Below are 17844 nucleotides of genomic sequence, written 5' to 3' on the forward strand. Positions count from 1 at the left end.
GGCTGTCGGGGCGATCACCGCCCCGCACCGCTCACTGGTCCGGGTCGGGCACCACGGTCGACGGGGCCATGAGATCCATGTCGCCCCACAGCGCTTCGATGTCGCTGGTCGCACGGGCCGCCTGCTCGGGGCGGCCGGCGGCGAGTTCGGCGAGCACGGCCTGGCTGACGGCGACCGCCGGCGTCAGGGTGGGAAAGATCGACGTGCTCTCGCTGGGGATGGCCACCACGACATCGGCGGCCTGCGCGAGTCGGCTGGTGCGGCGGTCAGTGACGAGGCAGACCGTGAGATCGCGGCGCGACGCGGCCTGCGCCATGGTGATCAGCTCATGCGGAGTGCGCCAGAAGTTGAAGATCACCAAGCAGCCGCCCGGGGGCAGGCCCACCAGCTGCGTCACCCGCTCCGTCCCGGCCTGGGTCTCCAGGCGCAGGTCGAACCCCATGCCTGTACCCACGTAGGACAGCACGATGGCCGGCGCGGCGAAGCTGCCGGACGCGGCGACCAGAGTGCGCGGCGCCGCCATGATGGCCGCCGCGAGCGCCTTGATCTCGTCCGGGTCCAGGCTCTGCGCCATCCGTGACAGGTGGTCGGCGTCCTGATGGAGCGCGGCCCGCGCCGGGGTCTCGGTCATCTCGGTGGAGTGCCGGTCGAGCAGCTCCGGCGTCGACAGCGCGGAGAGGTACTGGCTGCGCACCTCCAGCTGGAGGTCGGGCCAGCCGCCGAACCCCATCTGGCGGGCCGCGCGGGTGACCGTCGAGGCGTTGACACCGGCCCGCTGGGCCATGTCACGCGCGGAGGCGTAGGAGGCGAACTGCGGGTTGGTCTGGACGACTTCGAAGACCCGGGCAGCCTGGCTGCCGCGCGGCAACTTCGCCAGCTGCTCCGCGATGCGTACCTGGAGCGACCTTCCCACCTCCACTTTGGGGCCGCGCCGCGGCGCGGATACGCGCCCCAGTCTACGGGCCCGGGCGGCAGGGCATGGCGGTGCGCGACGCCGAAGCCCGCTCCCGGTTCGCATCCGGCTCGCGACCCGGCGCAACACCCGTTGCGCCTCCGCCTGCGCTTCTGAGCGTTCGGCACGCCACATTCGTTGCATATGGATTTGACTGCAATGATCTTTGCGTCTCTAATGGGTTCCGAACGCAGGTTTGCGGACATAGCCCGCAAATCCTGACTTGGGGTCCTGGTGCCGCGCTTCCTGGCGCCGGGCCCCAGCGGGGCGGGCATCGGAGAGGTGACCTCGGCCGGCCCGCTCCCTCGCCGGAGGCGCATGCAACCTCACCTTCGTGCGCCTCCGGCGAAAGCCTCCAACCAAATCCCCTACACACAAAAGAAGTTGAGATCTCCTGTGGAAACTGAGCAGAACACCAAGCGGGCCTCGCGCAAGAAGAAGGCCATCGCCGGTGTCGCCGTACTGGCCGGCGCGGGCCTCCTCGCCGCTGGTGGTTACGCCCTGAGCACCTCCACCGGCCTGGCGACCTCCGGCCTCTTCGGCACCACTACGCAGAACGGTCCCGACCCCGACACCAACGCCGACGTCTCGCTGCTGGTCAACGGCCACCAGCGCGCCGACCTGGCCGACGAGCTGACCAACGCCAAGATGGCCAACGACGGCGAGGGCGCGCAGACCACCGTCAAGCTGACCGCCGGCGGCAAGACCGACATCGACACGGTCGGTCTGAAGGTCAACTACGCCAAGACCGACGCGAACGAGGGCCTGGCCAAGCAGCTGGTCGTCGACGTCGACGCGGACGGCCGGCGTGTGGCGTCCGGCCTCTCGGCCGCGGACATCGCCAAGAAGACCACGCTCCCGGTCTCCCTCGCCGCCCTGTCCGGCGGAAAGCTGATGCACGACGGCAGCAACGAGCTCCCGGTGACGCTGCACGTCCACCTCAAGGACGGCACCGAGAAGAACTGGGACCAGGTGAAGGACCAGACCATCAAGTCGATCTCCTTCGGCTTCACCGGCAGCGGTACCCCGTCCGCCGACGGGAAGTGATGACCGGCCTCACGGCGCGGAACTCCGGGGGCGGGCACCATCGAGCGGCCTCGAGCCCGCCCCCGGTTCCCCGCGCCGCGGTGGCTCGTACCACCGCGGCGCGGATGGCCCGCCGAGCGTTCAGGACCATGATGACCCTGCTGGTCACGGCCCTGGCGCTCGGCGCGCTGGCCGCCGGCATCGCCTGGCTGGCGTACGGCGTCCGGTTCGTACCGGTGCTCACCCCGTCGATGCGGCCCGGTATGCCGCCCGGCTCGCTGGCGGTGACCAGGCCCCTCGCTCCCGAGGACATCCGGACCGGCCAGGTCCTGGTGTTCCGGCCCCCGCAGCCGTGGACGCCCAAGGACGGCCGGCCCGTTCTGCACCGGGTCACCGCGATCGAGCAGTACGCGGCGGGACGGGTGCTCACGACCAAGGGCGATGCCAATCCGGGCCCCGATCCCTGGAAGGTCGACCTCTCGGGCCCCGGCGAGTACGCCCGGGTCGTCGCGGTCGTCCCCCACGTCGGGACGGTGGCCAAGGCCGCGCACCAGGCCGGGCCGGTCGCGCTCGGCGGTGCGCTGCTCGGCCTGTACTTCCTGGGCTGGGGCGCGCGGCGGCTCGTGCCCCGGAGCGGTGGACGACACAATCAAGGAGCGTGAAGCGTGCATTTCGCACGGCATGAGAAGCGGCCGGTGCGCCCGGCCGCACGGAGGGGCGCGGCGGCGGCCCTGGGGGCGGTGGCGGTACTGGGCGCTGCGGTGCCGGCCGCGGCCGCCGGCCACGACGGGTCCGCCGGCAACCCGCAACTGGTCTACGTCCGCTCGGGACCCGGCGTCTCCTGGACGGCCGACACCCTTGGCCTGCACCCCGGCGACCAGGTGGACCGCTACCTCGACGTGGTCTCCGACCACAGCGCCCCGCTGGCGCAGTCGCTGCGGCTGTGGGGCACCGGCCGGCTCACCGACGGCGGGGGCCTGGTCGCCGGTGTACGCGAATGCTCGGTCGCCTGGCGCAACGGAAAGTGCGGCGGTCGCGAAGCCCAACTCTCCGCCCCCGGCACGCCGTTGGCCAAGCCGGCCGGACTGGGCGGCGCTCGTACGGTCCCCGCCCGCGACACCCGCCACCTGAAGCTGACCCTGGCCGTCCCCGCCGACCTGCCGCCCGCCCTCGCCGGTGCCACCGCCCGCGTCACCCTCCAGGCGACAGGAACGGCCCAGGGGGACGGGTCCAGTACGGGCGGCGCCACCGGGGCGGACGCCACCGCCGGCTCCGGCGGCGGCACGGACTCCACCGGCGGCTCGTCACTCGGCGGGGCACTCGCCCACACCGGCGCCGGCGGCCTGTGGGGCCTGATCCTGCTCAGCGTCGGCGCGCTGTGCGCCGGCACCGCCGTCCTGGTCAACCGCCGCCGGACCACACCGGACGGTACGGACGCCGCGCCCGCCGCCTCCGTCGAGGCCTGACGCCCGCCCGCTCATATCCCCTCGCCCCCGTACCGGCGCGCCCGTGGTTCCGCGCGCCCGCGTGTCCGCCTGCCCACATACCCACGGGACGCGCGGCGGTGCCCCCCGCCTCCACCCGAAAGCAGTGTGCATGTCCCTCCCCCTCTTCCAGGAAGTCCTCGCCCCGTCCAACTGCGACTGCCCCGACTGCGACGCGCGCCGGTGCGCGGCGCGTTCGGCCCGGGTGGGCCGCGCCACGACCGGCGCGCTGATGGTCGCGATGGCGACCGCCACCACCGTCGGCGGCGCCGTCCAGGTGTGCGCCGCCCAGCCCGCGGCCGCTGCGCCGGGCCCGGCCGCCGCCAGTCACACCGCGGTACAGGCAACCGCCCGGCAGGGGGCGGTGACGAGCCGGACGGAGATCCTCCGCCACGCCCAGCACTGGGTGGACCGCGGGGTGCGGTACAGCATGGGCAGCTACTTCGAGGGCTACCGGCAGGACTGCTCGGGGTTCGTGTCGATGGCGTGGGGCCTGTCCGGCAGCCAGTGGACCGGGAGCCTGGCCTCCTACGGGGTCCGGGTGAGCAAGAACGACCTCCAGCCCGGCGACATGCTGCTCTACCACAATGCGGCCAACCCCGTTCACGGTTCACACGTCGTCATCTTCGGCGGCTGGACGGACGCCTCCCACACCCATTACGTCGCCTACGAACTGACCCCGCCCCACGCGCTGCGGCGGGTGACCCCCTTCCCGTACTGGAACCACACCTCGGGGTACGTGGCCTACCGCTCGCGGGCGGTCACGCCCGGCGGCGGCCAGGGCGGCGGAGGCGCCCCGGCACGGCCCGCCCAGGGCGCCTTCCCCGGCGCAGGCGTCTTCGGCCCCGGCCAACACAACAACTACATAACCGAGTTGGGCGAAATGCTCGTGCAACGCGGCGGCGCGCGGTTCTACTCCACCGGCCCCGGACCGTCCTGGGGGCAGGCCGACCAGCAGGCCACCGCGGCGTTCCAGCGCGCCCAGGGCTGGCACGGCGCGGAGGCGGACGGCATACCGGGACCGGACACCTGGCGGCTCCTGGCCAACGGAACCGGCCACAACATCCCGGCGGCATCGGGCGGCGGCGGGACGGCGGACGGTGTCCCCGCTTTCCCCGGGCGCGGAGTCTTCCGTCCGGGACAGTCCAATTCCTTCGTGACCCAACTCGGGCAGCAACTGGTGAAGAAGGGGTTCGGACAGCACTACGCGGTGGGCCCCGGCCCCAGCTGGTCGGAGAGCGACCGCCGCAACGTCGAGGCGTTCCAGCGCGCCCAGGGCTGGCGCGGCGCCGACGCGGACGGCCGCCCGGGCCCGGAAACCTGGCGCCGCCTCTTCCACTGACGGGCCCGCCCCTGCTCACCCCTCGGGCGGGAAGCCCGCGTCGGGCACACGGATCGGTAAGACACCCCGGACGGGAAGGCATTCCATGAGGTCCATCCCATTCAACGAGACACATCCCATGCAAGGAGGAATATCGCTTTTAGTGGCACAGCACGAAACAACCGGGCAAGAGCGGAGGGTATGCGTGCGTGGCCGTCGGTTCCTCGTTCCGGGACCGAAAAGCCCTCGCCGGGACGGCCGGAAGGCCCTCACCTTTGCGGTTCGTCCGGGCACCAACGGTCATTCCACCGGGCCGGTTCGTTCGTACACCCTTGAATGAGTCTCAGAAATCCATCACTCATTGGGGAACTGTTGTGTTCGTTGTCGATTCCACCCGTGCGGATGTGGCAGAGGCCAGGAGGACGGCCCGCGCGTACGTGAAGAGGCACTGTCCCTGGGCGCGGGAGGACGACGTGCTGCTGGTGATCAGTGAGCTCGTGGGGAACGCGGTACGGCACACCGAGGGTTTCTGGCGCCTCAGCCTCCAGGCCCGCCCGCACGCGCTCGTCGCCCGAGTGGACGACCACAGCACGCGTATGCCCGCTCCCCGGGTCCCGGACGTGACCGGCACGGGCGGTTACGGATGGCACATCGCGCGCAGCCTGTGCGGGCAGCTCACAGTGCTGCCGCGCCGCGACGGCAAGACCGTGGAGGCGCGTTGGAACCGCTCGGACGCCCCGGTGGACTCCATCCCCTTCGAGGGCGCCGTTCCCGCCACGGACGCCACCCGCTTCGCTCACACCGCGGGGCGCGTCGCCGCGTGAAGCGTCCGCGGGCGTCGGCAAGGTGGAGTTCCCTTTCCGCGAATGGGTACCGAGGAGCACCTTTCCCCGCTGACGAAGCGGCTTGTAGGGACCTGGGCCGTTTCCTCCGGATCATCTCGCCGACCAGATGAAGATGGCGGCGAGGTGGAGGCCGACGGTCACTGGTGTACGGCGGCGGGCTTCCCCACGCGGGGTATCGCGAGTGGGGCAACTTTCTTGACGCTCGGTTGACGCTCGCAATGGAAGTCTTTGGGCCTCCGCGGCAGCGATGCGCACAACCGCTTGGTCCCACGCTCCGCGGAGCCGAGCGCGGCCCGATCGCGCCACTTGGTACCGGCTTGGTGTCATCTCTGTACGGCGATGACACTTCGACTCCCCGACGACCTTGACGCGAAGCTCACCGAGCGGGCTCGTCGGGAGGGCCGCGGCATGCAGGAACTTGTCATTGAGGCCATCCGTGACGCCCAGGACCGGGCCGAGCTGAAGGTCGATGACGTCCTCGCCGAGCTGATGGACAGCGATGCGGAGGTCTTGGACTACCTGAAGTGACGGACCCGCGCTACATCCGGATCGACGAGATTCTGGCCGTCGCCCGTACAGTCAACGGTACCGAGCACAGCGTGCGTGACATGGGGCTCCTGGTGTCGGCGATCGAGCGGCCCCGGACGAACGTGTTCGGGGCCGAGCTGTATCCCACGTTGCACGAGAAGGCTGCGGCACTGCTGCACTCCGTCGCCCGCAACCGTGCGCTGATCGACGGCAACAAGCGCACCGCCTGGCTCGCCATGCGTGTCTTCCTGCGATTCAACGGCGTCAGCGTGAGCACCGTCCCGCCGCCCATTTTCGTGACCGGCCCGTTCGTCGAGGAAGTCGCGCAGGACAACGTCGATGTACATGTGGAGTACGTGGCGATTTCTGGTGCTTATCGCACAGGGCATCTGACCTGCGGTTTTCGTGGGTTGCTCGGGCGTGGCCGGGCGCGCTCGACACCTGCGGTTCCATCCCGGAAGGAACGGTGGGCGAGTGTTGCCCCCGGTCTTCACAGGGTCCGCGCAAGGCGGCCCTGACGCTCATGGAACATCCTCTTTGATCGGGCGTCAGCTGATGCGTGAGGTCGGTATGCGGTCCGTGTGTCGAGTGCACGGATCGTGGCAATGGGCGGCCTTATCAAGAAGGTGACCGGCGGTCCGGTGCCGACGGGGGTGGTGGAGTGCGGCGGTACGAGCAGCGGGGGGAGGGGTGTGGCGGTCCCACCATCCCGGTGACGCAGGCACCCGGAGACCCCCTGGTCCCGGCCGGGCGCGCGGCTGGAACTCCACACTGCTCGCACCGCCGGAGCCGGAAACGGAGCTGGAACCGGTAGATGCGCCCCTCGCCGACGACGACGCCCTCGGCACCGGCGAACTCCTGCGGAGCGACGCGCAGGAGATCGTCTGGAGGGCATCCCTGCGGCTGGCCCATCTCATCGGCGGCTGGTTTCCCCTGCACCCGTTCGTCGCACAGGACCTTTGCCGGCCCCGCGGCACGCACCCCACGCTTCGCCTCGAAGTCGACCATGCTGGTGAGACGTTGGACGAGAAGGAGGCGGTGCAGTACGTCGCGGCCGAACTCGGGGACGATTCGAGGCGGTTGACGGGAATCGTCTGGCCCGGTGACTTCTTCCCCGGCCTGATGCTGGAGCTGCGACGGCTCCGTGGCGACACGGTGATTCGGCTGGCAACAACACGATTGAAGGAACGGGCGCAGGCCGGTGACCGTGAGACGGGGCACTGTTACGACCCCCGCATGCTCACAGGGAGGACGTGCCGGGCAGCAGCCGCCACGGCGACAGCGCGGTCGGGCTGGGTCCCCGGCAACTGGTGATGCGCACCGTGCGCCGTTGCGGTCTGCTCACCCTGGACGGTCACGCCCTGCTGGACCGGTCGGTCCTGCCCAGCGCGGTCTATGGGCGCCGACCGGCCCGGTCGCAGGCCGCCGCTCTGGACTCAGCCGTCGTGGAACTGCTCGCGGAACGTCTTCTGGAGCCGGCCCTGGGTAGCCGGGACGCCTGGGGGCAGCCGCACTTCCCGCCGCGTGACGGACAGCGGACCATTCTCCTCATTGGCTACCGCCCCGCCAGGCCGCGGGTGATACGTCCGTGGGGCGGTGGCGAACCGGACGGGGTGGGACTGCGCGGCGCTCAGTTCGTCGCAGGTCATCTGCGAGGCCTGCGACCGGGGTGCCTGCCCAGCGACCTTCAGCGCGCGGCCTTCCGGGAGCACTGCCGCAGGCGCGGCAAGGCGGGCGGCTGGGAACTGCCGTACGGCTACACGTTCGTGACCGAGCACACGCCCGGCCGCTGACCTTTCACGGGTTCGCGCGTCCACGGCTCCGGCCCGCTCTTCTTACGCGCGACTCCCCGTGGACGCTCTTCGGGGCAGTCGGCTGATGCGGCGCAGCCGCAGCCAGGGCGGGTGGGCCGCGATTCCCTGCTGGGCGTGGGGGCTCGGAAGCATGGCAGGGCTAGTCGGACTGTGGCAGGTGGCCCAGCAGTGGCCGGTGTGGGCCGGCTTCGGGCTGGCTTCCGCAGTTGTCGGGCTGGCGCTGAGGCAAGCGGCTGCGACCGGAACGAAGGGTCGGAGAGGAAGTCCAGCGGGTCAACGGAACCTACCGCCACGACGACGGTGCCGAATCGCTGTGATCGTCACCACAGGAGGGTTCACGACGGGTGCCTCACCGGCACCGGACTTGAGCTGACCCATCATCCGACCACATCCCGGGAAGGTCAGTAGGTGGCGGGCTCTCCGGGCCCGCCACCAGCCTGCTTCAGAACAGCAGATGCGCTACCGCCGCCAGCGTCGCCAGCACGAGACTGGAGATGACCCCGGCGGAGATGTCGATCAGAACCTTGCGGAACCAGATACGACGCGTGGACTTGCACTCGACAGGGTTCATGCGAAACCACTCCACAGCTGTGAGTCGGAATGGTAGGGACGCCCTACCGGGCATCCGCTGGCTCGCCGCACGCGAAGTGGTGACAGCGACCACCGCGACTCATGGCCGGTGCATGGGTTGCAAGAACCTGTGCGTGCTCTCCGGGAAGGCCCGCAGCGCAGTCGCACTTTAATGGAGTGGAGCAGGGCGTAGCCACTGGATTCGCCATGTGCTTTGGGTCTGAGTCCGTTCGTGACTATAGGTGGGAGCGGGCCTGGGGCTGTGGCCGCCCGCTACCGGGTCGGTTCACCCATGCGCTCGGTCGCGTTGCTCGTCGTCGGCTTCCGAATCCTGCTGGCTGGCCATCGCAACTTAGTCCTGTTGACTGTCGAAATACTCGTACACCCCTTCGATACCGCCAGGCGCATGTCAAGGTACGGTGACTGCCGGACCGAGCAGTCGAGAGCGGGGATGGGTAAGCGGTCATGACAGGCGGGGGCAAGTGGTCGGACCTGGAGGCGTTTTGGCCGGCCGAGGAGATGGTGCGGGACCCGGATCGTGTGGTTCCTGAGATCACCAAGTGCTACGAACTTGCTCACCCGAAGGGGAAGCAACCCTCGGCGGGGGATGTCGCATCGTGGAGGGAAAGCGTCTACGAGGTTGCCACGGCCCTGACGAACCTCGGGCTCGGACAGGTCTACGTGTTCGTGGAGTACCGAGTCCACGAGAAGATGAACCCCATTGATGTAGTCCTCGCCGGCACCCACCCCAAAGGTGGGTACAGCTACGCCGCAATCGAGCTGAAGCAATGGCGCACGGTCTTGCGTCCCGATCCGTCCATGGCGACGAACGGCCTCTGCGCCTCGTGTCGGAGCGCCGCTGGGACTCTCTGTGATGAGTGCGCTCTCGGTTGTGTCTATATGCCTGACTACGGTCGTCACAAGAAGCATCCTGCGATGCAAGTGAAGGAAAACCTGGACTCGCTGCGACGTCACCACAGCATGTTCGACGACCGCTACGTCCACCTCGTCGGCGCCGCATATCTGCACAACCTGAAGGACCGTGAGTCGCAGTGGATCAGCAGGATCAAGCCGGCGCCAGGCATCCCGACGTTCACTGCCCGCCAGCCCGCGGATCTCCGCTCATTCCTGCAGTCCCACTTCATGCCGGTCGCGGATGCGTCGGCGGCCCAGGCGCTGCTCGATCGACGCCGCTCCGCTGCCCTCCTGACATCGGAAGTTGGGGCGATCGTCAACGGTCACACGCAGTTCAGCCTGGTTGAGAAGCAGCTTGAAGCTGTGAACAGCGTGATGGACGCTCTCCGCTCGCCGTCACCCGGCGTTAAGAAGGTGTTCGTGATCAGCGGCCGAGCGGGCACTGGGAAGTCTCTTATTGCACTGACCCTGCTAGGGCAAGCGCTCAAAGAAGGGTATGGCGCGAAGTTTGTTTCGGGAGGTGTCGCGTCCCGGGAGAACTTCAAGCGTGGCGCCAGGGGAAAGGGCAAGGCGTTTCCGACGCTGAACAAGGTCGCCGACGATGTGGCCGCCAATGAGCTCGATCTGTTGTTGTGTGACGAAGCGCACCGGCTTACCGAGCGCCCACAGACCGGTTCTTTCGCCATGCGACGAGGCGAGTCCTCTGTCTCGGTGATCGTGACTCGGGCCAGGGTGCCTGTCTTCTTTGTCGACGGTGACCAACGTCTGTTCGCCGAGGAGATCTGGTCTGAGCAGGAACTCATCGACGCGATCTACGAGTTGAGAGCAGAGATCGTACCGATCAGGCTCGAAAGGGCTTATCGAGCTGTGGGGAGTTCCACCTACGACGCATGGGTGAAACGTTTCCTCAACGGTGATCCTGTGCCGTGGCATGCCGATGACGAGCAGGACCCGGAGCCCTTCGAGCTGTACTACACGGACAGCCCCGCCCGCATGGAGAAGTTCCTGCAATCCAAGCTGGATGCCGGATTGAGCGCCCGGATGAGTGCAGGCATGTGCTGGGACTGGACCGACGACACAGGCACGGCACCGGACGTTGCGCCGGAGAAGGGTTGGGCCCGGCCGTGGAATGCCGGCGATAACCACCGCACTCCCGGAGTGCCGAAGCGACGGTTCTGGGCTACGGATCCCGGCGGCTTCGGTCAGATCGGCTGTGTACACACAGCACAGGGCCTGGAGTACGAGTGGGGCGGAGTGATCATGGGGGCCGATTACACCTGGGCCGGGGACGCATGGGTCGTGGATCGTGAGCATGTGCGCAGTAAGGCTCGTCGGATCCCCTCCGACAAGGACTTGCTGGAGCGGATTCGCAATGCCTACGGAGTTCTGTTGACTCGCTCGATTCGAGGCACGGTGCTGTACTCCGTGGACCCGAAGACCAGGCAACTCTTCGCTGACCTCGGGGTTCCGAAGCTGTGACCGAAGTGTCCAGCCGCCGGGGCAATATGCAGCAGCCTGACGAACCGATAGACGGCAGGAGCGATGCCCCGATGGCTGGGCGGGCGGTTCAGGGAACTGAGCGTGTGAGGGGTGCGTCCGACCGCTCGGCGCGGAGGGGAATGAGCGCCTGATGTGGTCGCTGCGGCAGTTGCACCTCGCACCGGGTGGGAGCGGGGTGTCCGCGAGTGCTTCCCGGCCACGCACTGCTCCGCCGGAACATTGCTCGGCTTGAACCCGGACCGTTTCGACCAACGCCAACGAAAATACGCACCGATGCCGTCGAGCGGGCCGCGGACGGCCGGCTGGTCCTGGTCGCCGAGGACGGCCGCCGCCTCGACCCGGTCGACGAGGTCATCGTGCTGACCGGCTTCAGCCCCGACCTGTCCTTCCTCTCCGAGATCCGCCTGGACATCGCCGAGCGCCTTGAGGCCCCCGTCGCACTGGCCCCGCCGATCGACCGACGCCCCTGAAGCGGACCAGTCGCAGGACGGTGGTTGCTGCGCCGCTCCTGCCGGGCCGTCCGTCACCCAGACCGGCGTCGGCGCCCCCGGCGCGTCGGGAGGCTGCTGACGTACTCCCGGACCACCTCACCCCGCAGGAGGTACGCCATGCCCCGTGTCCAACTCGCCCTTCGCGTCCCGGACCTGAGTGCGTCCGTCGCGTTCTACAGCAAGCTGTTCGGCGCCGAGTCGGCCAAACTCCGCGACTGCTACGCCGACTTCGCGCTCACCGAGCCCTCGCTCAAACTCGTCCTGATCGAGGGCTGTCGCTGATCGGCGGCTGCATCGAGGGGAACCTGACTTACTGCGGGCCCCCGCACCGCCCGGCCGCTGGGGAGATGACGAAGTAGCGGCTCGGCCGTGCCGGGCCGCGCAGGTGCGCTTCTAGGTTCTCCGGCATGGATACAGACAGCGTTCTGGCCCTGGGGCTTCGTCGGGCCGGGGGCATTCGTCCGGCCGTGTTCCAAGGTCCGGACGCGGATGTCGAGGTGGATGCGGAGGCCGACGTTCGGCCGGGGGCGCCCGTCAGTGGGGCCTGGGTGCCGGGGATGGCGGCCGGGCGGCGCAAGTGGGTGGCGTTGCCCGCTCCGTTGGGGCTGGAGGGGGGTGGCGTACTCCCCGATGTCCGGCTCGCCTACGAGAGTTGGGGCCGGCTCGCCCCGGACGCGTCGAACGCGGTGCTCGTTCTGCACGGGCTCACGGGCGACAGTCATGCGAGCGGCCCGGCGATGCCGGGGCACCCCACCGCCGGGTGGTGGGACGGGCTCGTCGGGCCCGGCCGGGCGGTCGACACCGACCGTTGGTTCGTCGTCGCGCCCAATGTTCTCGGTGGCTGCCAGGGCTCCACCGGGCCCGCCTCGACGACGCGGCACGGCCACCCCTGGGGGTCGCGCTTCCCGGCGCTGACGATTCGCGACCAGGTCGCCGCCGAAGCGGGTCTCGCCGATGCCCTCGGGATCCGTACCTGGGCGGCCGTCCTCGGCGGTTCCATGGGCGGCATGCGCGCCCTGGAATGGGCCGTCGGCCGGCCCGACCGGGTGCGCACCCTGGGAGTGCTGGCCTGCTCCGCGGCGGCCACGGCGGACCAGATCGCCTGGTCCGTTCCCCAACTGCACGCCATCCGCAGCGACCCGCACTGGCGGGGCGGCGACTACTACGGGGCTCCGGCCGGCCGCGGCCCGCACCGTGGCCTCGGCAACGCCCGCCGCATCGCCCACATCACCTACCGCGGCGGCGCCGAGCTGGAAGAACGCTTCGGCAGGCGGGTCGAGAGGGAGGGGAGACGTTCGATACCGGGGGGAGGCGGGGGCGCCCCCACCCCGCCAATCCGCCGCTACGCCGTCGAGTCCTACCTCGACCACCACGCCCAAAAGCTCGTGCACCGCTTCGACGCGGGCAGCTACGTCGTGCTCACCGACGCCATGAACCGGCACGACATCGGGCGCGGCCGCGGTGGTGTGGACGCGGCTCTGCGCCGCGTACGGGCGGACGCGTTCGTCCTCGGGTTCAGCAGTGACCGGCTGTTTCCGCCGTACGAGCAGCACAGGATCGCCCGCGGGCTGCCGCGTTGCGCGCATTTCTCCGTCGTCGAGTCGCCCACGGGACACGACGGATTCCTCATCGAACACGAGCAGGTCGGCGCCGTCCTCCGGCAGGCACTGCGGTGAACGGACCATCGGCAAGCAGGACCGAGAGAGCAAGGAACGACGCAATGACGGAAGTGATGGCGCCCGAGGCCTGGTCCTTCGAGACCCGGCAGATCCACGCCGGAACGGCGCCCGACCCGACGACGCTGGCCCGAGCCGTGCCGATCTACCAGACGGGAGCCTTCGCGTTCCAGGACACCGCCCATGCGGCGCGCCTGTTCACCCTGGAGGAGAAGGGCAACATCTACTCGCGCATCCAGAACCCGACGCACGAAGCGCTCGAACGGCGCATCGCGTCCCTGGAGGGCGCCGTCGACGCCGTGGCCGTCGCTTCCGGGCACGCCGCCGTGGCCCTGGCCATCCTCAATCTGGCGGGTGCCGGTGACCACGTCGTGTCGAGCGCGACGCTGTACGGCGGAACGTACAACCTGCTCCGGCATCTGCTGCCCGAGTACGGGATCGAGACGACGTTCGTCGACGATCCCGATGACCCCGAATCGTGGCGGCGGGCTCTGCGGCCCACCACGAAGGCGGTGTTCGGCGAGACGGTCGGGAACCCCCGCAACAATCTCCTCGACATCCGCGCGGTGGCCGATGTCGCGCACGCGGCCGGTGTGCCTTTCGTGCTCGACAACACGGGGCTCACGCCGTACCTGCTGCGGCCCGCCGAGCACGGCGTCGACGTGGTGGTGCACTCCACGTCGAAGTACCTCTCCGGGCACGGCACGGTCATCGGCGGTGTCGTCGTCGACAACGGCACCTTCGACTTCGGCGCGCACGCGGCCCGCTTCCCGAAGTACAGCGAGCCCGACCCGAGCTTCCACGGGCTGCGCTTCTGGGACGAGTTCGGGCCCGGCGCGTATGCCCGCCGACTGCGGCTGCGGCTGCTGCGCGACCTCGGCCCCGCCACCACACCGTTCACCAGCTTCCTGGTGCTCCAGGGCCTGGAGACACTGTCGCTGCGCATGGAGCGGCACGTCAGCAACGCCCTCGAACTCGCCCACTGGCTGGAGGGCCGCCCCGAGGTCTCGGCGGTCCACCATCCCGGGCTGCCGTCCAGCCCCTGGCACCCACTGGCGCGGAAGTACCTGCCGCGCGGAGCGGGCGGGGTCGTCTCCTTCGAGCTCGCCGGCGGGCGGGAGGCGGGCGCGCGGTTCATCGACGGCCTCCAACTCGTCAGCCACCTCGCCAACATCGGCGACGTACGCAGTCTCGCCATCCACCCGGCCAGTACGACGCACTACCAGCTGACCCCCGAGCAGCAGCGGGCGGCGGGCGTGGCGCCGGGGCTGATCCGGTTCTCGACCGGCATCGAAGGCATCGAGGACATCACATCCGACCTGGCGACCGCACTGGCGGCAGCCACCTCGGCCCCCGGCCGAGCGACGAAGCAGTGAGGGCAGCAGCCGTGCAGCATCTGGTCTTTGTGGATTCGAGCGTCCTGGGCCTGCGGGCCATGGAGTACGCGAGGGAGAAGGGGGACAGCGTCACGCTTCTTTGGTCGTCGCGGTACGACTTCATGCACACCCCCGCCAGCCGCGAACGGGCCCTCGACCTCGCCCACCGGGCCATCGAGGTCACGGAGCTCCATGACCCGCGAGCCGCGCTGCGGGCCCTGCGCGCCGCCGGTGTGCACCTGGACGGGATCGACGGGGTGATCGCCACCCTGCACATGCTCGCCGGGACGGCCGCGCGGCTCGCCGAGCTGACCGGTGCCCAGGGGCCGTCGCTCCGCGGTGTGGCCGCCGCCCGGGACAAGGCGGCCTGCCGCCGCATCGTGGACGAGCGCGGCCTGCCCAACGTGCGGTACGCCGAGGTCACCGAGGCCGGAGCGGCGCTCGCCGCGGCCGCGGACATCGGCTATCCGGTCGTGGTCAAGCCGGTCTGCGGCGTGGGGAAGAACGTCACCACCTTCGCCCGGTCGCCCCAGGACATCGAACGTCACTTCCAGGAGGCCGGCGCCCGCCTCGACTCCCTGGAGCAGGGGTTCGCAGTGGACCTCGACGACCGCTACATCCTGGAGGAGGTGGCCGTAGGACCGCTCTACTCGGTCGAGGTGGCCACGGACGGCACCACCTACACACCGCTCGTCACCGTGCGCCGCAAGCTGGGCCTCGGCAACCCGGTGCTCGAACTCGGCTCCACCGTGCCCTGCGGCCTCCCACCGGCCGCCGAGCGGGAACTCGGCGCCTACGCGGTCGACGTGTGCCGGGCGCTCGGCCTGGACCTGGGCCTCTTCCACGTCGAGGTGATCGGCACCGCCGACGGGCCCCGCCTGGTGGAGGTCAACCCGCGGATAGCGGGCGGCACCGTGCCCGAGGTCATCCGGGCGGCGACCGGCCGCGGGCTCTTCGAAGTCCTCGTCGACCTGTACGACGGCGAGCCGCTGTCGCCCGAACCCTTCCCGGTCGAGACCGCCGCGAGCCACACCTTCCTGGCGGCCCAGGAGGACTGCGTCGTCCGCGACGACCTGCCCGCCGACTGGTTCGAGGCGTTCCGGCCCCGGCTGCACTCCGGGTCCACCAGCATCGGCCCCGGCTCCCGCCTGCTCGGCATGGAGGGCAACACCACCACGTACGGCGTGATCCGGGTGGTCGCCGAGGACGCCGCGCGCGCCGAGGCGGCCTGCACGGAGCTGCGCGAGGAGATCTCGGAACTCCTCGGCTTCCCGATGGTGCCGTTGGCCCCCGGCCTGCTGGAGGCGCGCGCATGAGCGCACGACCCACCGAGGGCGCGACGGACGAGACCGCGCCGGACGCCGCTGCCGCGCGGCGCGCGCTCTTCACCTCACGCCGGTTCCTGGTGCTCTGGGCGGCCATGCTCGTCAGCTCCGCCGGTACGTTCTTCCTGCTGCTCACCGCCTCCTCCTGGCTGCTCACCGAGGGCGGCTCCGGGCTCGGCGCGGCCGCCGTCTTCGGCTTCCAGTGGATCCTGCCGGTCGTGCTGGTCGGCGTCGTCCGGAAAGTGTGCGAGGGGCCTCGGCTGCGTCGCACGGTCGTGTACGCCGAACTGGGCGGCGCCGCGGTCTCGTTGGCCATCGGCGTCTTCCTCGGCGCGGACCTGATCGTCGCCGTGCTCGGCTGCTTCCTGGTCCGCGGACTCCTGGAAGGCATCACCAAGACGGCCCGCGTGGTCTACGCACGACAGCTCTTCGACGGGCCGGACCTCAAGCTCGCCTCGTACACCTTCAACAACTCCTACTACCTGGGGAGCGCGGCCGGCGGTGTCCTCGGCAGCCTCCTCGTCGGCGAGGTGTCGGTCGTCACCGCCGGTGCCATCGACGCGGTCACCTTCACCCTCTCCGCCTGCTGCTACCGCTGGCTGCCCGCCGTCTCGGTGCCCCGCGCCGAGGGCACGACGCGCCGCGGACTGCCCGCCCAGGTCCGGGCCGCCCTGAGCGGCCGGCGCGGGCTGATCCGCGCGGTGGTGTATCTCGTCCTCGCGGTCGGGGTGTTCCAGGGCTTCCACAGCGCGGCCCGCACGGTGGTGCCGGTACGGGTGCTCGGGCAGGGCGAGAGCGGCGTGATGAACCTGCAGATCGTCGCGGGTATCGCGCTCGTCCTCGGCGCGGTCACCGTCCCCGTCGTGCTGCGCCGCACGACGGCCCGCACCTACCAGGGGCTTGCGCTCAACGGCCTGACCGCCGCCGTGCTGTTCCTGGTCTGTCTCACCGCGCAGCCGTGGAGCCTGTACGCCGCCTACTTCGGCTTCCTCTTCCTCTTCGAGTTCGCCTTCACGGCGGCGCAGGGAGAGGTCGTGCAGAAGTGCCCGGCCACCGACCTGGTGGCGCTGACCAGCTTCACCAACGCCCTCGGCACCGGCCTCCTGATCGTCTGCACCCTGCTCGCCGGAGCGCTCTTCGACGTCCTGGCGCTGTCCACCGTCGGCCTGCTGTACGCGGCGCTCGCCGTCGCCGCGGGGATCGCCCTCGAGGTCTTCCTGAAGACGCGCCCCGTGCCCGTGCGGCAGGCGAAGACGCCGGCCGCGCAGGAGGTGAGCGCCGCATGACGGCCCTGGCACAGCCGGTGCTCACCCCCTTCGGCCGGCGACCCGGAGCGCTGAACACCGTGGTGTTCCACCCGGCCGGCGGCGGCCTCGGCCAGTACGTGACGCTGCTCTCCCGGCTGGCCCGGCGCGGCCCCGTCCACGGGGTGCGTGCCGTGGGACTCGTACCGGGCGAGGAACCGGACCGCACGGTCGACGCCATGGTCGAGCGCTACCTGGGGCTCATCCGCGACCTGCCGGAGCGCCCGAACCTGCTGGTCGGCTGGTCGCTCGGCGGGCTGCTCGCCTGGGAGACCGGGGCCCGGCTCGCCGCGGAAGGAGCCGCCCCCGCGGTCGTCATGATCGACAGCTTCGCCGAACCCTGGTCCGCGTACGGGAAACCGCGCGAGGGACTCCTCGCGGACATCCGGCGCGGGGGACTGGTGCCGATGGGCCCCGAGGCCGCCGAGGCGGCGGGCCGCACCGCCGCCGCCCACCTCGACGCCTGCGCCGTACACCACGTGACGAGCCGGCACACCGGAGCGGTGCTGCTCATGTCCTGCGCGGGCGCGGAGCGGGAGCGGCAGATCGCCGACTGGCGGCGGCGGGCGTCCCGGCTGGCCGTGACCGAGCTGGACTGCGGCCACTTCGAGACCTTCGGCACCGGGCACACGAGCACGGTCCTCCGCCACCTCGACACCTTCATCGACGCCTCCGTCGGCGTGTCCGACGCCCGCCCTTTGTGAACACCACCCAGAC

General features: G+C 70.3%; 16 protein-coding genes and 3 pseudogenes. 17 read left to right on the forward strand and 2 right to left on the reverse strand.

Translation table 11 applies throughout. The annotated features are described in order from the left end of the window. Positions 1-31: 31 nt before the first annotated feature. On the reverse strand, positions 32-913 hold the full coding sequence (locus ACF062_RS07240; RefSeq protein ID WP_392136803.1) for a MurR/RpiR family transcriptional regulator: 882 nt from the start codon (positions 911-913) through the stop codon (positions 32-34). Positions 914-1348: 435 nt separating this feature from the next. Here ACF062_RS07240 and ACF062_RS07245 point away from each other — a divergent pair, with 435 nt between their 5' ends. The 9 genes and pseudogenes from ACF062_RS07245 (at position 1349) to ACF062_RS07285 (ending at position 7949) form a co-directional block, all read left to right on the forward strand. Continuing rightward, on the forward strand, positions 1349-1999 hold the full coding sequence (locus ACF062_RS07245; RefSeq protein WP_392136804.1) for a hypothetical protein: 651 nt from the start codon (positions 1349-1351) through the stop codon (positions 1997-1999). 128 nt (positions 2000-2127) lie between these two features. After that, positions 2128-2640: a signal peptidase I gene (locus tag ACF062_RS07250; RefSeq protein ID WP_392136805.1), complete on the forward strand. Its 513-nt coding sequence runs from the start codon at positions 2128-2130 to the stop codon at positions 2638-2640. 3 nt (positions 2641-2643) lie between these two features. Further along, entirely contained in the window at positions 2644-3444 is an 801-nt protein-coding gene (locus ACF062_RS07255; RefSeq protein ID WP_392136806.1) for a hypothetical protein, read from the forward strand. A gap of 130 nt (positions 3445-3574) precedes the next feature. Then, positions 3575-4804 carry a peptidoglycan-binding protein gene (locus ACF062_RS07260; protein WP_392136807.1) on the forward strand — a complete coding sequence of 410 codons (1230 nt, stop codon included), beginning with the start codon at positions 3575-3577 and terminating at the stop codon, positions 4802-4804. Between the two features lie 383 nt (positions 4805-5187). After that, on the forward strand, positions 5188-5607 hold the full coding sequence (locus tag ACF062_RS07265; protein WP_392136808.1) for an ATP-binding protein: 420 nt from the start codon (positions 5188-5190) through the stop codon (positions 5605-5607). A 360-nt stretch (positions 5608-5967) separates the two neighbouring features. After that, on the forward strand, positions 5968-6156 hold the full coding sequence (locus ACF062_RS07270) for a ribbon-helix-helix protein, CopG family (RefSeq protein ID WP_392136809.1): 189 nt from the start codon (positions 5968-5970) through the stop codon (positions 6154-6156). Continuing rightward, positions 6153-6500 (forward strand): annotated as a pseudogene (locus tag ACF062_RS07275) (type II toxin-antitoxin system death-on-curing family toxin); the annotation flags it as partial. The gene ACF062_RS07270 and the pseudogene ACF062_RS07275, both read left to right, overlap by 4 nt. 346 nt (positions 6501-6846) lie before the next feature. Continuing rightward, positions 6847-7470, forward strand: a complete 624-nt coding sequence (locus tag ACF062_RS07280; RefSeq protein WP_392136810.1) for a hypothetical protein — start codon at positions 6847-6849, stop codon at positions 7468-7470. Continuing rightward, positions 7410-7949, forward strand: coding sequence for a hypothetical protein (locus ACF062_RS07285; protein WP_392136811.1), 540 nt, complete (start codon positions 7410-7412; stop codon positions 7947-7949). Before ACF062_RS07280 ends, ACF062_RS07285 begins: the two co-directional genes overlap by 61 nt. A gap of 463 nt (positions 7950-8412) precedes the next feature. Here ACF062_RS07285 and ACF062_RS07290 read toward each other — a convergent pair whose 3' ends face one another. Further along, the gene (locus tag ACF062_RS07290) at positions 8413-8541 is read right to left on the reverse strand and encodes a DUF6408 family protein (protein ID WP_226599771.1); all 129 of its coding nucleotides are present in this window, start codon (positions 8539-8541) and stop codon (positions 8413-8415) included. A 464-nt stretch (positions 8542-9005) separates the two neighbouring features. On the opposite strand from ACF062_RS07290, the gene ACF062_RS07295 reads away from it, so the two are divergent. The 8 genes and pseudogenes from ACF062_RS07295 to ACF062_RS07330 all read left to right on the forward strand — a co-directional run bounded on the left by ACF062_RS07295 (position 9006) and on the right by ACF062_RS07330 (position 17831). Further along, entirely contained in the window at positions 9006-10934 is a 1929-nt protein-coding gene (locus tag ACF062_RS07295; RefSeq protein ID WP_392136812.1) for a DNA/RNA helicase domain-containing protein, read from the forward strand. 278 nt (positions 10935-11212) lie between these two features. Continuing rightward, positions 11213-11413 (forward strand): annotated as a pseudogene (locus tag ACF062_RS07300) (hypothetical protein); the annotation flags it as partial. A gap of 150 nt (positions 11414-11563) precedes the next feature. Next, positions 11564-11719 (forward strand): annotated as a pseudogene (locus tag ACF062_RS07305) (VOC family protein); the annotation flags it as partial. 284 nt (positions 11720-12003) lie between these two features. Beyond that, entirely contained in the window at positions 12004-13122 is a 1119-nt protein-coding gene (locus ACF062_RS07310; RefSeq protein WP_392137674.1) for a homoserine O-acetyltransferase, read from the forward strand. A gap of 44 nt (positions 13123-13166) precedes the next feature. After that, the gene (locus ACF062_RS07315) at positions 13167-14498 is read left to right on the forward strand and encodes an O-acetylhomoserine aminocarboxypropyltransferase/cysteine synthase family protein (RefSeq protein ID WP_392136813.1); all 1332 of its coding nucleotides are present in this window, start codon (positions 13167-13169) and stop codon (positions 14496-14498) included. An 11-nt stretch (positions 14499-14509) separates the two neighbouring features. Beyond that, positions 14510-15814, forward strand: coding sequence for an acetyl-CoA carboxylase biotin carboxylase subunit family protein (locus ACF062_RS07320; RefSeq protein WP_392136814.1), 1305 nt, complete (start codon positions 14510-14512; stop codon positions 15812-15814). Then, a complete protein-coding gene (locus ACF062_RS07325) occupies positions 15811-17109 on the forward strand; it encodes a hypothetical protein (protein ID WP_392136815.1) in 1299 nt (432 codons plus the stop codon). The genes ACF062_RS07320 and ACF062_RS07325 overlap by 4 nt, the downstream gene beginning before the upstream one ends. Further along, positions 17106-17831: an alpha/beta fold hydrolase gene (locus ACF062_RS07330; RefSeq protein ID WP_356578249.1), complete on the forward strand. Its 726-nt coding sequence runs from the start codon at positions 17106-17108 to the stop codon at positions 17829-17831. Before ACF062_RS07325 ends, ACF062_RS07330 begins: the two co-directional genes overlap by 4 nt. The last annotated feature ends 13 nt before the right edge of the window (positions 17832-17844 follow it).

The sequence above is a fragment of the Streptomyces sp. NPDC015345 genome (genome assembly GCF_043078805.1).
Taxonomy (GTDB): Bacteria; Actinomycetota; Actinomycetes; order Streptomycetales; family Streptomycetaceae; genus Streptomyces.